This window comes from Agromyces sp. Leaf222 (genome assembly GCF_001421565.1).
Taxonomy (GTDB): domain Bacteria; phylum Actinomycetota; class Actinomycetes; order Actinomycetales; family Microbacteriaceae; genus Agromyces.
In genome coordinates, this window is the sequence record NZ_LMKQ01000001.1 from 1304765 (window position 1) to 1319886 (window position 15122).

The 15122-nt window shown below is 73.5% G+C and carries 9 protein-coding genes; 3 read left to right on the forward strand and 6 right to left on the reverse strand.

Features of this window, described 5'->3' with window-relative positions:
• The first annotated feature begins 2 nt into the window (after window positions 1-2).
• Window positions 3-1256 (forward strand): dimethylargininase, encoded by a 1254-nt coding sequence (ddaH, locus tag ASE68_RS05675; RefSeq protein ID WP_082462052.1) that lies wholly within the window; start codon window positions 3-5, stop codon window positions 1254-1256.
• Here the strand turns inward: ddaH and ASE68_RS05680 are convergent.
• Genes ASE68_RS05680 through ASE68_RS05695 form a run of 4 tightly spaced genes read right to left on the reverse strand, consistent with a single transcriptional unit; the run spans window position 1228 to window position 8772 of the window.
• On the reverse strand, window positions 1228-1926 hold the full coding sequence (locus ASE68_RS05680) for an ABC transporter ATP-binding protein (RefSeq protein ID WP_055856054.1): 699 nt from the start codon (window positions 1924-1926) through the stop codon (window positions 1228-1230). The two genes, ddaH and ASE68_RS05680, sit on opposite strands and share 29 nt — an antisense overlap.
• The gene (locus ASE68_RS05685; protein WP_082462053.1) at window positions 1923-2969 is read right to left on the reverse strand and encodes an ABC transporter ATP-binding protein; all 1047 of its coding nucleotides are present in this window, start codon (window positions 2967-2969) and stop codon (window positions 1923-1925) included. Before ASE68_RS05685 ends, ASE68_RS05680 begins: the two co-directional genes overlap by 4 nt.
• Window positions 2966-5740, reverse strand: a complete 2775-nt coding sequence (locus ASE68_RS05690) for an FtsX-like permease family protein (RefSeq protein ID WP_055856057.1) — start codon at window positions 5738-5740, stop codon at window positions 2966-2968. Before ASE68_RS05690 ends, ASE68_RS05685 begins: the two co-directional genes overlap by 4 nt.
• Window positions 5737-8772: a hypothetical protein gene (locus ASE68_RS05695; protein ID WP_157421564.1), complete on the reverse strand. Its 3036-nt coding sequence runs from the start codon at window positions 8770-8772 to the stop codon at window positions 5737-5739. Before ASE68_RS05695 ends, ASE68_RS05690 begins: the two co-directional genes overlap by 4 nt.
• 450 nt (window positions 8773-9222) lie before the next feature.
• Here ASE68_RS05695 and ASE68_RS05700 point away from each other — a divergent pair, with 450 nt between their 5' ends.
• Both ASE68_RS05700 and ASE68_RS05705 read left to right on the forward strand, forming a co-directional pair.
• On the forward strand, window positions 9223-11121 hold the full coding sequence (locus ASE68_RS05700; RefSeq protein ID WP_082462054.1) for an ABC transporter ATP-binding protein: 1899 nt from the start codon (window positions 9223-9225) through the stop codon (window positions 11119-11121).
• The gene (locus ASE68_RS05705) at window positions 11118-12923 is read left to right on the forward strand and encodes an ABC transporter ATP-binding protein (protein WP_055856063.1); all 1806 of its coding nucleotides are present in this window, start codon (window positions 11118-11120) and stop codon (window positions 12921-12923) included. Before ASE68_RS05700 ends, ASE68_RS05705 begins: the two co-directional genes overlap by 4 nt.
• A 100-nt stretch (window positions 12924-13023) precedes the next feature.
• Here ASE68_RS05705 and ASE68_RS05710 read toward each other — a convergent pair whose 3' ends face one another.
• Both ASE68_RS05710 and ASE68_RS05715 read right to left on the reverse strand, forming a co-directional pair.
• Complete coding sequence (locus ASE68_RS05710; protein WP_200921671.1) at window positions 13024-14481, reverse strand: type III PLP-dependent enzyme; 1458 nt, start codon at window positions 14479-14481, stop codon at window positions 13024-13026.
• The gene (locus ASE68_RS05715; RefSeq protein ID WP_055856066.1) at window positions 14478-15062 is read right to left on the reverse strand and encodes a hypothetical protein; all 585 of its coding nucleotides are present in this window, start codon (window positions 15060-15062) and stop codon (window positions 14478-14480) included. Before ASE68_RS05715 ends, ASE68_RS05710 begins: the two co-directional genes overlap by 4 nt.
• Window positions 15063-15122 lie beyond the last annotated feature (60 nt).

A 15122-nucleotide genomic window follows, 5' to 3' on the forward strand; every position in this document is an offset into this window, starting at 1 on the left:
CCATGACGTCCCCCGCCGCCACGCCCGCCACCCCTGCCCGGTTCAGGGCCGAGCCGACACTCGGGCGCCGCGTGCTCGCCGTCTTCGTCGCCTCGGCGGCGGTCGCGGCACTCGCCGGGGCCGTGGCCGTGGTCGCGTTCTTCATCGGCAACGGGCAGTCGCCGCAGGCGTTCGGGCAGATCTCCGGCCACTTCGCGCTCATGGCGTTCATCACGTGGGCGCTGCTCTCGGTCGGCAACGCCGCCGGGGCGACGCGCGCGTGGTTCCTCACGCTCATCACGGGGTTCGCGTCGGCCTGCCTCGCCGCGCTCGTCGGCACCACGGTCACCGCGGCCTCCATCGGCATCCCGTTCTCCGGGCCGCTCTTCCTCTTCGTCGTCGGCTCGCTCGTGAGCCTCAACCTCCTGTTCATCCTCGCCGTGGTCGCCGGCGAGATGTTCCTCGCGCCCCGCGTGCTGCGCGGCATCCTCGACTACGCGCCGCAGCGCGCGCCCCGCCGCCTGGCGCTCGTGCGCATCCCCGCGACGAACCTCGACGAGGGCCTGCTCACGCACCTCGAACGCCGCCCGGTCGACCACGCGCTGGCCGACGACCAGTGGGACAACTACTGCGCCGCGCTCGTCGCCGAGGGCTGGGAGACCGTCGAGGTCGACGCCGCGCCCGACCTGGCCGACTCGGTGTTCGTCGAGGACGCGGTCGTCATGTTCGGCGACCTGGCCGTGATCACCCGCCCCGGCGCCGAGTCGCGGCGGCCCGAGACCGAGGCCGTCGAACGCGCGGTGCGCGCGATCCCCGGCGTCACGGTCGCGAGCATCCTCGCGCCGGGCACCCTCGACGGCGGCGACGTGCTCAAGGTCGGCTCCACCGTCTACGTCGGCGCGAGCGCACGCACCGACGCCGAGGGCATCCGCCAGCTCCGGGCGCTGCTCGCCCCGCACGGCTACGAGGTCGTCGCGGTGCCGCTCACCAAGGCGCTGCACCTCAAGAGCGCCGTCACCGCGCTGCCAGACGGCACCGTCATCGGCGACCCCGAGCGGGTCGACGTGCCGAGCCTGTTCCCGCGGTTCCTCCCGGTGCACGAGCCGGAGGGCGTCGCCGTCGTCGCGCTCAGCGACGAGTCGCTCCTCATGTCGTCGGCGGCGCCGCAGACTGCCGCGATGCTGTCGAACCTCGGCTACCGCGTCGTCACGGTCGACATCAGCGAGTTCGAGAAGCTCGAGGGCTGCGTCACGTGCCTGTCGGTGCGGGTGCGCTGAACGATCGCACCCGGCCGTCGTGCAGTTCGAGCACGCGGTCGGCTCGCCTCGCGAGCGTGGGGTCGTGCGTGGTGACGACCGCGGCCACCCCGCGCGAGTGCACCAGGTCGCCGATGAGGTCCATCACGGTGGCCGCCGTGCTGCTGTCGAGCTGACCCGTCGGTTCGTCGGCGAGCAGCAGCGGTGGCCTCGCGGCGATCGCGCGGGCGATGCCGACACGGCGCTGCTGGCCGCCCGAGAGCTCGTAGGGGCGCTGGGCGCCGTGCGCGCCGAGCCCGACGGCGTCGAGCGCCTCGGCCACGCGCGTGTCGCGCTCGCCCGGCGCCAGGCGGAGCAACCGCAGCGGGACCTCGACGTTCTCGGAGGCTGAGAGCACGGGGATCAGCCCGAACGACTGGAAGACGTACCCGAGTCGGTCGCGCCGCATGGCCGCGAGGTCGTCGTCGCCGAGCGTGGACAGGTCGACATCGCCGAGCAGCACGCGCCCCGAGGTGGGTCGATCGAGCCCGCCGAGCAGGTTCAGCAGGGTCGTCTTGCCCGCGCCCGACGGACCGGTGACGACGACCAGCTCGCCGGGGCGCACCTCGAGCGAGACCTCGGCGACGGCGTGCACGACCCCGGCGTCCGTGGCGAAGTCCCGGCTGACGTGCTCGGCTCTGAGCGTGGTCATCGCTGCTCCTCGGTCGTGGGGCGGTCATCGGAGTCGGTCGCGGCATCCGCGGCATCAGCGGCCGCATCGGTCGGTGCGCTGGTCGCGGCATCCGTCTCGGAAACGGTGCCGCCCGGCGCATCCGCAGCGCCGCTGCCGGTGCCGGTGCCGGTGCCGGTGCCGGGCCAGACGCCCACGTGATCGGGCTCGAGCGCGAGGCGCACGCGGTCACGCAGGTCGAGCCGTTGCACGAACTCCTGCGGGAGCTGCAGGCGGCCCACCCGGTCGACGACGGCGAACTCCTCGGCGACGTGCTCCTCGCCCCCGTGCTCGTCGAGCCTGGTCGAGCGCAGCACCTCGGTGGACGTGCGGCCGTCGCGGATCTGCACCGTGCGCCGCACATGGCCGGACACGGTCGGGTCGTGGGTGACGATGAGCGTGGTCACGCCGAGCTCCTCGTTGACGCTGCGCATGGCCTCGAGTACGCTCGCGGAGGTCGCTTCGTCGAGCTCGCCGGTGGGTTCGTCGGCGAGGAGCACGAGCGGCGAGTTCGCGAGGGCGACGGCGATCGCGACCCGCTGCTGCTGCCCGCCCGAGAGCTCCGCGGGCCGACGGTCGCGGAACTCGCCGACCTGGAGCAGGTCGAGCAGGTCGTCGATGCGCGAAGCCCGCGCGGCGCCCCGCACCGTGCGTGCCACGTTCATCGCGAGCGCGATGTTCTCGGCGGCCGTGAGGTACGGGAGCAGGTTGCGCGAGGCCTGCTGCCAGACGAACCCGACGGTTCGGCGTCGGTACTCGACGCGTTCGCGCGACCGCATCGCGAGCAGATCATGGCCGGCCACGCTCGCGCTTCCGGCCGAGGCGGTGTCGAGGCCGGAGAGGATCGTGAGCAGCGTCGACTTGCCAGACCCGGAGGCGCCGACCACGGCCACCATCTCGCCCGCGCCGACGCGCAGGTTCAGACCCTGCAGCGCCTGCACCTCGACCCCGTCGGCCGTGAAGATGCGAACCAGGTCGTTGCACAGGATGTGCGGGTCGGTCAGCGTGTCTGCCACGGTGTTCATCCTTCCTCCTCCTTGCGCAGTGCGCGTGCCACGTCGATGCGCGACCCGAGCGATGCGGCCAGCATCGACGCGACGACCGTGACGACGACGGATGCCGCGAGCACGGCCGTGATGAGCCAGAGATCGTAGGCGACCTCCGGCTGCGCGTCGCCGCCGGTGAAGGCGCTCAGGTCGATGCCGCCGAGCACGACGTACGGCAGGACGGCTCCCAGCGCCGCGCCGACGATGAGCGAGATCGCCGTCACGGGGCCGATCTCCCACGCGACGAGCGCGCGTCGCCCTCGGCGGTCGAGCCCGAGCGTGGCGAGCAGGGGCAGCAGGCGGTCGCGTCCGGGGCGTCCGACGACGAGGGTCAGCACGATCGCGAACGCGGTCAGCAGGCTCGAGAGCACGATGGCGGCGGTGAGCGCCGTGACGAGCCCGCGCACGGTCGTCGTGGAGCCGAGCCGGTCGGCGACGCGCTCGGCGGTCTCGATCGTGCTGCCGTCGCCGACGATCTCGGCCAGGGCGCTCACGACGTCGTCGTCGTCGGCGCCCGCATCGAAGCGGACGAGCACCGTGCGCGGCACGAGCGTGGAGGTGTACGGGCCGGCGTTCGCCTGGTCCATGAGCATCCAGTTCACTCGGGGCGAGTAGGCGGTCGTGCCGTCGACGACGCCCTCGACCAGGTACGGGTCGCCCTCGATCGTGACGTCGGCGGCGTCGGCGGTGCCGGCGGCGACCAGGCCCGAGACGAGCACGGGAACGCCTGCCTCGCCCGGCGGGGCGGCGAGCGAGTCGGGGAGCGGCGTGGCATCCGCTCGGCCGGCCTGCACCGCCTGCATCTCGGCCACGTCGATCACGATGAGGGTCGTCGTGCGCTGGCGCCCGTCGACCGAGAGCGAGACGCTGCGCGTCGAATAGACGGGGGCGGTCACGTCGACGCCCGGCACGTCGCGCATCGCCTCGAGTTGCACCCGCGTGAGCGGAAGGCCCGAGATCGAGGCATCCGCCCCGACGCGGTGGGATGCGACGGCCTCGACGCCGGAGCGGATCGTGCCGAGCAGCACCGAGGAGAACACCGCGACCGACACGCCGACGACGACCGCGAGCACGGGGACGAGGCCGGCCGAGGGATCGCGGAGCGCGCGAGCCGAGCCGAGGAATCCGACGAGGCCCGGCCTGGCGGCCATCGACCTGACGATTCGGCGGAGCGGGACGGGGTAGATGCGGAGCACGACGATGCAGGCCACGAGGGAGAGCAGCAGTGGAACGGCCGCGAGCAGCGGGTCGACGCCGACGGTCGCTGCCGAGCTCGCGAGACCGCGCCGGAGCAGCAGGGCGACGGCGGCCGCGGCGAGGAGCAGCACGACGAGTTCGCCGAGGCGGCGCAGGCGCCCGCCGCCCGTCGTGCCGAGGTCGGTGCGAGCGCGGCGGAGCGGGCTCAGCGACGGAGCCGAGGCGAGCAGCAGCGCCGCCGGAGTCAGGGCGAAGACCGCAGCGACGGCGATTCCGACCGAGCCGCCGTCGGCCGCGACGGCGAGGGCTCCGCCGATGCCGCCGACGATCGCCGCCGGCACGCCGATCGCGAGCCCTTCGAGGGCGAGGATGCCGCGCAGCCGGCCGGTCGAGGCGCCGCGGGCGGCGATGAGCTCGAGGCCCTGGCGGCGGCGTTCGAACACGGTCCGCCCGCCGAGGACCAGCACCGCGATCATCACGCCGATCGGGCCGGAGGCGACGGTGGCGAGCACGGCGTCGCCCGCGGCGGCGGCGGTCGCGGCGATCGCGAGCTCGTCGCGCAGGCTGCTCGAGAACGACAGGTCGCCGACGATCCCGTACTCCTCGAGCCAGGTGCCCGACCCGACCGTGTGCGGATCACTGGCGAACCGGCCGAGCTGGCTCTGCAGGTCTGCGGACGTGTCGGCGGTGATGCGCGTGGGTTCGACGGGGATCCAGACGGTCAGCGTGAGCGGCACGTCCGCCGTCGCGAATGCGGGCCACGAGGCGGGGTCGAGGAACGCGACCGCGGTGATCTCGGGAGCGGAGATCCCGTTGTCGACGACGGAGGGGGCGAGGGCGGGGAGCACGTGGGTCCAGACGCCGGCGCCGGCGTCGACGGGTGCGACCGTCCCGGAGAGGACGACGCGCTGTTCGCCGCCCCCGACCTCGATCGTGCGTGCTTCGTCGACCGGCCACTCCATGCGCTCGGCCACCGGGTCCGTCAGCACGATCTCGATCGGAGCGGAGGAGGGCACGTCCGCATCCACCGGTGCGGGCCAGGTGCCGGACGTGAGTTCGAGGTCCTCGCGCATGAGCGGGTCGAAGCCGGGCATGATCCGATACGAGGGCGATCCGGCACCGGCGCCGTCGACCTGCGCGCGGATCGGCCCCACGGTGAGGACGGCGCGAGGTGGAGCCATGACGGCCGCGAGTTCGGCGGGCATGTCGTCGACGACGGCCGTGAGGCGGTCCTCGGTCGCACCCCAGACGGCCGCGACGTCGTCGTCGAGCTCGGTCGGGCCCGTGGCCGGGCCCGTTTCGGGGTGGTCTCTCGACGTCGCGGTGAGATCCAGTTCGGCGGCGGGCACGTCGGCGAGTTGCTCGTGCACGGCCTGCGTGTGCAGCAACGTGGCGGCTCGGGGCACCGCGACCGCGAGGAATGCGCCGATGAGCACGAGCAGGGCGAGCGCGATCGACGCGCCCGGCGCGTCGGCGAGCTGCCGTCGGAGGAGGCCCGCCGACGAGAGCGTCGAGCGCCGGTGCCGGCGACGTCGCGGATGCCGCGCGCTCATCGTTCCTCCTCGCGGATTCCGGGCGTCGCGGCGAGACGCCGGACCGCCGCCGATGCCGCCCAGCCGATCGCGGCCGAGGCGACGAGGAAGGCGAGCAGGCCGAGCGCCCATGGCGCCGCGTCGAACTCGAGGTCGACCGCCAGCGCCCCGGGCGCCCCGGAGACGGCCGCCCTGGCGAGCTCGCGCGCGGTCACGGCTGCGGAGACGACGCCGATGACGACGCCGATGAACGTCGCCGTGAGGAGCGAGACCGAGAGCTCGGCGAAGCGCGCCCGTGCCTGGATGCCAGCCGGCACGCCGAGTGCGCGCAGCACGACGACCTCGCCGAACCGGGCTCGAGCGAGCGCGGTCGTGAGCGCGGCGAGCGCGACCGCGGCGAACAGCAGTGCGCCCGCAGCACCGGCCCAGAGGGCCTGGACGGCGGGGCCGATGAGCGGCGCGGAGGAGGCGTCCGCGCGAGTGGTGGCGGTGAGCGCGACGGCGGACTGCTGCCGGACCTCGTCGGCGACCGCCGAGGGATCCAGCGTCGAGAGCCAGCGTTCGGTGTAGGCGGGAACGCCGGAGTCGGCGTCGAACGCCGCTCGCGAGATCTCGGCGAGGTCGGCGAGCAGGCCGGAGTCGCCGGCGCCGGGCACCGCGGCGACGACGTCGGCCACGGTCGCGTCGACGTCGGCGCCACCGGTGATGATCCGGAATGCGAACGTGTCGCCGGGGCGCACGTCGATGCGCTCCGCGAGCGCGGCGCCGAGCACGACGGGCACCGGGGCGCGCGGGGCGGTGCCCGCGATGCCGACCCTGCCGGTCGGCTGCGTCGCGTCGAGCGTGGTCTCGCCGTCGACCTGGAGGCCGGATGCCGCGGGCACGCCGTCGATCGAGAGCGGGCCGAATCGTGCCACGACCTCGCCGACGCCCTGCGACCCGGAGAGCGACGCGTCGAAGCCGAGCAGCTGCAGGCCGGCGGCATCGGGCAGCTCGACCCGCGCCGTGCCGCCGCCGGCACCGACCGGAATCGTTCCCGCGTCGATTCGGCTCGCCTCGCCGTCCGCTCCGAGAAGCCAGGCGGAGACGGCGACCTCGCCGGGCGTTCCCTCGGGGGAGGTGAGGCTCACGGCGACCTCGAGCCTCGATGCACCCGAGGGGAGCGCGGACGCGTCCGAGTGCGGCGGGAGGCCGGAGGCGACCGCGCCGAGTCCGGGACCGAATCGTGCCGCATTCGAGGCCGACAGGGCGATGAGCGTCGTCGGGTCCGAGCCGATGCGGGCCTCGCCGCGGAAGACCGGGAGGCTCGCGTCGACGGCGGCCACCGTCGCGAACGGGTCGTCGAGGGCGAGCGGGTCGGCGCCGAGGACGACCGTTCGACCCGCGTAGGCGATGCGCACGTCGCCCCCGACGGCGACCGAGGCGGCCGTCCGGTCGAAGGCCTGCCAACTGCCGGCGAACGCGGCCGCGAGCGTCAGGGCGCCGACGGCGAGCATCGTCATCAGCGATGCCGAGGCGTAGAGGCCCGCGCGCCGGGCGAGCTGGCGCATCGGCAGCGACGGCACCAGTCCGGGGCGCGCTGCCGCGATCCGTTCGAGCAGGCGCGCAACCGGGCGCACGAGGCCGTTCCCGACCAGTGCGAGCGCGATGAGCACGAGGACCGGCGCGAGCACGGCGATGGGATCCACCTCGAGACCGCCGGAGGCGTTCGCGACGAGCGGCGACCCGTACAGCCGGAACTGCCAGAGCGACACCGCCGCTGCGATGATGACGAGGAGCACCCCGCCCGCGGTCGCGGCTCGGGGCACGCGCCCGACCTCGTCGCCCGAACCGCGGAGCATCGGCCTCGTCGCCTGCCACCAGGCCCGACCCGCCAGGAGCGCGACCGCGCCCAGCAGGCAGGCGGCCGCGACGGCGGCCGCGATCGACCACGATGCCGCCTCGCCGGGGCGGGCGATGGCGAGCACGGCGTCGGCGAGCAGGACGCCGGCGATCGCGGCGGGGGCTGCGACGGCGACCGCCTCGAGGGCCGCGGTCGCGGCGAGCCTGGATGCCGAGGCCCCACGTGCCCGGAGCAGCAGCGTCTCGCCGCGCCGGCCGGCCGCGAGGAGGGCCGAGAGGCGATCGAGCGCCGCGAACCCCGCGAACGCGAGGACGAGCACGGGCAGCGGCGCGATCGCGCGCACCGTCGTGAGCCCCGCGAGCAGGCGGTCGAGCGTGAGCACGAGCGTGCCCGACGCGCCGAGCCCGTCGTCGCCGAGGTCGTCCTGCGCGCGCAGGGTGGGCTCGACGTCCGGCAGGGCGGAGCGCAGATCTGCGGCGAGCTCGGGTGTCATCCCGCCTGGCGCGACGGTCGCGGTCCAGCGCACCACGACCGCGGCCGGCAGGTCGACGAGGTCGGCCTCGTCGGCCACGACGAACGGGCCGGCGACGCCGTCGAGCACGCCGGCCGAGACGATCGGCTCCGCGAACCACGCCGGATCCGCCGGATCGGACGACATCCACGTGCCGACGACCCGCAGTCGCACGGGATCGGTGCCGCCGACGACGAGTTCGTCGCCGAGTTCGAGGCCGAGTTCGCGCGCGGCCGTGGCCTGCACGGCCGTGGGCACCGCGCCCGGTCGGCCACCGGTCTGCAGCGCCTCGGCGCCGTCTGGCCAGACGCCGCTCACGAGATCGGCGCGGGCCGCGGCTGACGCGTCGGCGAGCAGCACCGCATCGAAGACGGCGTCGTCGGCGCTCGCGTCGACGGGCGCGGTCTGCACGGACCTGGTCCACGCCGCGCCGTTCGGCACGAGCATGCGGTCGAGGACGGATGCCGCGGCATCCGCCTGTGCGACGGGATCGCCGGAGAGGCGGATCTGCCACCTCGCGGCACCCTCGGTGCCGGTCGCCGACGCGAGGCCGCTGCGCAGGCCGCTCAGCGAGGCGCTCGCGAGGGAGTCGATGATCGCCGTGCCGAGGAACGCGAGCACGAGCACGACCGCCGCGATGGCGGCGAACACGCCGCGGTGGGCGCCGGCGCGCGCCACTGCGGTCGATGTCGCTCCCACGCGATCTCCTCGTTCGTGAATCGGGTCGCGCCGTGGAGGATTGGTCGGGGCGGAGCGGTGCAGGGCGCCCCTCGAGCGCATGACGAGTTCGCACAGCATATCCGCACCGGTGGTGTTGCGTGCGACGCGTCGAACGTCGTAGTCTGTAGGGCTGGCTGCGCTCGCGCCGCCCGCTGGTGAAGAAGACGATGACGCAGGAGGACACCATGCAGACAGACAGCTACGCCCGCCCGTTCGTGGCCGGTAGCGCTCTGCGTCCGGTCTCCCGGGTCACGGGCATCTCAGGGTAGTTCGCACCCGGCCCCGCAGGCCCCGCCTGCCTGATCAGCGGTAGCCCCGCACCCGCGTCGCTCGCGACGCCTTTCAGCGCCACGACCCGAGTGGTCGGCGCGCTGCCGAACCGCACACGCACGCGGTCGTCTCGCAATCACTCTCGAAAGGGACACGGCTTTGTCCGCCACCCAGCACCACCACCACCAAGATCCCGCCGCACCCAACGCCGTGCGCGCGCTCTGGCGCCTCCGCGTCTTCATCGGCCGGTCCGCGCCCGCGTTCGTGCTGAGCGCGGTGTTCGCCTCTGCCGGCCAGCTCATCGGCCTCTCCATCCCGCAGGTGCTCGAGTCGATGGTCGACGGCCCGCTCGCCGACGGCGAGGCGGCCGCGGTCGTGCCGTTCGCACTGCTCATCTTCGGCCTCGGCGTGCTCGAGGCCCTGTTCTACGCGCTCCGTCGCTGGGTGGTCGTCGGCCCGGGCACGCGCGTCGAGTCGCGCATGCGCAACGCCCTGTACGCCAAGCTGCAGGACCTGCCCGTGAGCTTCCACGACAAGTGGCCGAGCGGCCAGCTGCTCTCGCGCGCCGTCAGCGACCTCGGCCTCGTGCGCCGCTGGCTCTCGTTCGGCCTCGTGTTCACGTTCGTGAACCTGCTGACGATCGTCGTCGGCATCGGCATCCTCGTGTCGATGAACTGGATGCTGGGGCTCGTGTTCCTCGTCTGCGCGATGCCGCTGTGGATCATCGGCTACCGATTCGAGGGCCGCTACTCCGAGATGTCGCGGCTGAGCCAGGACCAGGCGGGCGACCTCGCGACGGCGGTCGAGGAGTCGGTGCACGGCATCCGCGTGCTGAAGGCGTTCGGGCGCGGCAAGCACGCGCTCTCGAGCTTCCGCAAGCAGGCCGAGTCTCTGCGCAGCACCGAGATCGAGAAGGCCCGCCTCGACGCGAACATCTGGGCGTGGCTGCTGCTCGTGCCCGCGCTGTCGATCTCGCTCTGCCTCGGCCTCGGCATCTGGCTGACCGCGAACGGCGAGCTCAGCGTCGGCACGCTCGTCGCGTTCTTCGCGACCGCGACGATGCTCGCGTGGCCGATCGAGTCGATCGGCTTCCTCCTGGCCTTCGCGCTCGACGCCCGCACCGCGACCGACCGATTCTTCGAGGTGATCGACAGCGAGAACACCGTCGTCGACCCCGAGACGCCGCGCGTGCTCGGCGACCCGGTCGGCGCGCTGAGCTTCACCGACGTGCGGTTCCGCTACCAGGACTCGCCCGAACGGTTCGGCGACCTGCTGCAGGGCGTCGACCTCGACATCCGGCCCGGCGAGACCATGGCGCTCGTCGGCCTGACCGGCTGCGGCAAGACGACGATGACCGCGCTCACCACGCGCCTCTACGACGTCACGGGCGGCTCGATCACGCTCGACGGCGTCGACGTGCGCGCGTTCTCGCGTGAGGAACTGCGTCGGCACATCGCGATGGCGTTCGAGGACGCGACCCTCTTCAGCGACTCGGTGCGGGCGAACGTGCTGCTCGGCCGCCCCGGGCTCGAGGGCGACGCCGCCGAGCAGGTGCTGCACGAGGCGCTGCGCATCGCGCAGGCCGGCTTCGCGTACGACCTGCCCGACGGCGTCGAGACGAAGGTCGGCGAAGAGGGCATGAGCCTGTCCGGCGGTCAGCGCCAGCGACTCGCGCTCGCGCGTGCGGTCGCGGCCAAGCCCGCCGTGCTCGTGCTCGACGACCCCCTGTCGGCGCTGGATGTCGCGACCGAGGCGCGGGTCGAGGCCGAGCTCCGCGCGGTGCTCGCGTCGACCACCGCGCTCATCGTCGCCCACCGGCCCTCGACCGTGATGATGGCCGACCGGGTCGCACTGCTCGAGGACGGCCGCGTCACGGCGGTCGGCACGCACTCCGAGCTCCTCCGCGAGAGCGAGCACTACCGCTTCGTCATCTCGAGCCTCGAGGACGATGCCGCGAACCAGCCGGGCTTCGGCGAGGTCGATCCCGACCGGTCCGAGGCATCCGACCACCACCCGAGAACGTCAGAGACCCAGATCAGCGAAGGAGCCGCATCATGAGCGTGACCGGCGTCCAGGGCGAAGAACGCCTCGACTACACGAAGGCCGAGTCCCGCGAGATCCGCAAGCGCTCGCTGCGCCTGCTCGGCTCGCTGCTGCAGCCGCAGCGCACGCGTCTGTGGTTCACGGCCGCGGCGATCGTGCTCTCCTCGGCCGCGCAGGCCGCCGGCCCGGCGATCATCGCGTTCGGCATCGACAGCGGCATTCCCGCGCTGCTCGAGCAGAACTGGTTCCCGGCGGGCCTCTCGGCCCTCGCATACCTCGGCACCGGCCTCATCGGCGCGTTCATGATCGCGATCTACATCCGCCTCTCGGCGCGGGTCAGCCAGGCCGTGCTCATCGACCTGCGCACGCGGGTGTTCCTGCACACACAGAAGCTCAGCCTCGAGTTCCACGAGTCGTACACGTCGGGGCGCATCATCTCGCGTCAGACGAGCGACCTCGATGCGATCCGCGAGCTGCTCGACGAAGGCCTGACCCTGCTCGTGCGGTCGTTCATGTACATGCTGTTCACGGCGCTCATGCTCGTGCTGCTCGACCCCCTCTCCGGTCTCGTGCTGCTCGGCGCGATGATCCCGATGAGCCTGCTCACGAGATGGTTCCAGGTGCGCTCGCAGGCGCTGTTCCGTCGCTCGCGCGTGGCGTCGGCGAGCCTCATCGTGAAGTTCGTCGAGACGATGACGGGCATCAGGGCGGTGCAGGCGTTCCGCACCGAGAAGCGCAACGAAGACGAGTTCGGCGAACTCGTCGAGGACTACCGCGACGTGAACGCGAAGGTGCTCGGCCTCTTCGCCGTGTTCAACCCGGGTCTCGCGTTCGTGGGGGCCACCGCGGTCGCCGTGACCATCCTGCTCGGCGGGTTCCGCGTCGCCGAGGGCAGCCTCGCGATCGGCGTGCTGCTGGCCGCGGTGCTCTACGTGAAGCGCTTCTTCGACCCCATGGAAGACGTGGCGGTGTTCTACAACGGCTACCAGTCGGCGTCGAGCGCGCTCGAGAAGATCTCGGGCGTCCTCGAGGAGGAGCCCAGCGTGCCCGACCCCGCGCACCCGGTCGACCTCTGGAAGGCGTCGGGCCACGTGCGGTTCGAGAACGTCGAGTTCGCGTACACGCCCGATCGCGTCATCCTGCCGCGGTTCGGCCTCGACCTGCCCGCCGGGCAGACGATCGCGCTCGTCGGCTCGACCGGCGCGGGCAAGACGACCCTCGCGAAGCTGATCGCCCGGTTCTACGACCCGAGCGACGGCGCGATCGAGCTCGACGGCATCGACCTGCGCTCGCTGCACCCGAAGGACCTTCGCCGGGCGATCGTCATGGTCACGCAGGAGGCGTACCTCTTCTCCGGCTCGGTGGCCGACAACATCGCGCTCGGCAAGCCCGACGCCTCGTTCGGCGAGATCGTGGCGGCCGCGAAGGCGGTCGGCGCCCACGAGTTCATCGAGGGCCTGCCGAACGGCTACGACACCGACGTGAACAAGCGCGGCGGGCGCGTGAGCGCCGGCCAGCGCCAGCTCATCTCGTTCGCCCGCGCGTTCCTCGCCGACCCGGCCGTGCTGATCCTCGACGAGGCGACGAGCTCGCTCGACATCCCGAGCGAGCGACTCGTGCAGGAGGGGCTGCAGACGCTGCTCGCCGACCGCACCGCGATCATCATCGCGCACCGCCTGTCGACGGTCGCGATCGCCGACCGGGTGCTCGTCATGGAGCACGGCCGCATCGTCGAGGACGGCGCGCCCGCCGACCTCATCGGCGGCGAGGGCCGGTTCGCGGCGCTGCACGCGGCCTGGCGCGACTCGCTGGTCTGAGCCTTCGGCCGCACGCGGCATCCGTCTTTCTCCAGTGAGGAGAGCGGATGCCGCGGGCGGCCGTTCGCGCCCGGGCCGGACGGACGGTACCCGGCGTCGCTCAGCGCGGCACGGCGTGCCCGCCGCGGCCCAGCACGTGGATCGGCGTCGGCTCGATGCCGTTGAACCGGGTCGCGGTCGCCGACGTGTAGGCGCCCATCATGGGGCTCACGAGCAGGTCGCCGGTGCCGAGCGGCGGAAGCGGCAGTGCCCGCGCGATCACGTCGACGCTGTCGCACGTCGGACCGGCGAGGGTCACGGGTTCGTGCGCGAGCTCGCGCAGTCGACGCACGGCGCGCTCGCTGCCCTCGTCGGCCGGCGGGCGGTACGCGAGCTCCGACGCCGCGAACACGAGCGCATGCACGCCCTCGGCGGCGATGTTCGAGTACGCGCCGTAGAGGCCGTCGTCGAGGTGCACCCACCGGCCGTCGCTGCGGATCGCGGTGCCGACCACCCGGGTCACGAGCGTCATCGCGGGAGCCGCGACGAACCGGCCGGGCTCGACGATCACGCGGTACCGCGACGGCGCCTCGGCGAGGGCCTCGCGGATCCCGTGCGCGATGACCGCGAACGCGGGAACCGGCTCGTCGTACGCGACCGGGAATCCGCCGCCGAGGTCGAGCGTGTCGAACGCCACGCCGTGCTTCGCCTCGAGGTCGCGCATGAGCTTCAGCGTGCGGGCGATGGCACGCCGCCACGGCTCGGCGGAGGTCGTCTGGCTGCCGACGTGGAACGTGAATCCGGCGACCTCGCGGCCAGAGCGCAGGCAGTGGGCGACGAGGGCGGGCGCCGCCTCCGGAACGACGCCGAACTTCGAGGAGAGGTCGGAGACGGCCTCCGGATTCGGGAACGAGAGCCGCACGAGCACGCGTGCGTCAGCGGGGAGACCCGCGAACTTGTCGACCTCGCCGGGGTCGTCGACCACGAACGTGCGCACGCCTCGCAGGTAGGCGCTCGTGAGCTCGGCGATCGACTTCACCGGGTGGGTGTGGACGCACCGCGAGACGTCGACGCCCTCGCCCTCGAGGAGGTCGAGCTCGCCGCGCGACGCGACGTCGAAGCTCGCGCCGAACGCGTCGACGGCGCGGATGAGCGCCGGATGGGGGAGCGCCTTCAGCGCCACGGCGATCTCCACGCCGGGCAGGTGCCGGCGGAGTTCCAGCAGTCGACCGGTCACCCGGTCGGCGTCGAGCACGAGCAGGGGCGTCCCGTGGCGTTCCGCGAGGCCCGCAAGATCGAAGCGGCGGGCGTCGTCGGCCAGGCCGCGGCGCACGAGCTCCCGGTGCGGGGGCATCTCCGGCGCGATCGCGGTCGTCGTGGCGGCGTCGCCGTCGCGACCGTGTGCGGGTGTGGGGCCGAGGTCGCCGGCCGCCTGTCGCTCGGCGCGCTCGGCGCGCTCGGCGCGCTCGGCGCGCTCGGCGCGGCGCTCGGCCCTTCGCTCGGCCCGGCTCGGGCGCCGGCCGGCGTCGGACCGGCGGCGGTCGGCGTGTCGGCCGTGCTCGGTGGTGGTGACGGTCATGATCGGGCTCCAGTGGTCAGCGGCCGGTCGATCGGCCGGGGGAGAGGTGCTGGGGATGGGGCCGCGTCGTGCTCGGCATCGCGCCCGGTGTCATGCTCGACATCGTGCTCGGCGCTCGGCAGGATGACCCGTCGGCCCAGCTCGAACGAGACGATCGCGATCGCGTAGAACACCGCGTCGGCCGCGAGCTTGCCCGCGAGCCACGCGCCGGGGTTTGCGCCCCAGGCCGCGCTCGCGGCCCAGAGCAGCGCCGGCCGCACGAGCACGGAGTCGACGAGCTCCGCCGGGCCGAACTCCACGGCGACGCTGCGCAGGGTCAGCCACGTCGTCGCGAGCATCGCGCGCACGCCGCCGAGCCGCTGCACCCGTGCCGAGGCGGCGTGTCCGCGGGCGGCCCGCACCACGACGATCCCGTAGTAGCCCACCGACTCGGCGAGGCTGCCCGCGAGCGCGGCGACCGCGAGCGAGCCCGACGCGTCGAACGCGAGCCACGCCCCGAGCATGGCGGCGAGGGTGCCGCACACCTCGAGCGGGAGGTAGCGCGCCAGCCAGTCGCGTGCGCGGCCGCGGGTCGAGGTCATGGCATGAAGCCTCCGCGGGGCGGAGGGCCGCCGCATCCGTGCCTCCACGCACTCGGCGTC

Bases quoted from the DNA above. Each gene is read 5' to 3' on its own strand.
- ASE68_RS05715 (WP_055856066.1), bottom strand. From the start codon at position 15,062: ATGACCTCGACCCGCGGCCGCGCACGCGACTGGCTGGCGCGCTACCTC.
- ddaH (WP_082462052.1), top strand. From the start codon at position 3: ATGACGTCCCCCGCCGCCACGCCCGCCACCCCTGCCCGGTTCAGGGCC.
- ASE68_RS05710 (WP_200921671.1), bottom strand. From the start codon at position 14,481: ATGACCGTCACCACCACCGAGCACGGCCGACACGCCGACCGCCGCCGG.
- ASE68_RS05680 (WP_055856054.1), bottom strand. From the start codon at position 1,926: ATGACCACGCTCAGAGCCGAGCACGTCAGCCGGGACTTCGCCACGGAC.
- ASE68_RS05685 (WP_082462053.1), bottom strand. From the start codon at position 2,969: ATGAACACCGTGGCAGACACGCTGACCGACCCGCACATCCTGTGCAAC.
- ASE68_RS05705 (WP_055856063.1), top strand. From the start codon at position 11,118: ATGAGCGTGACCGGCGTCCAGGGCGAAGAACGCCTCGACTACACGAAG.
- ASE68_RS05690 (WP_055856057.1), bottom strand. From the start codon at position 5,740: ATGAGCGCGCGGCATCCGCGACGTCGCCGGCACCGGCGCTCGACGCTC.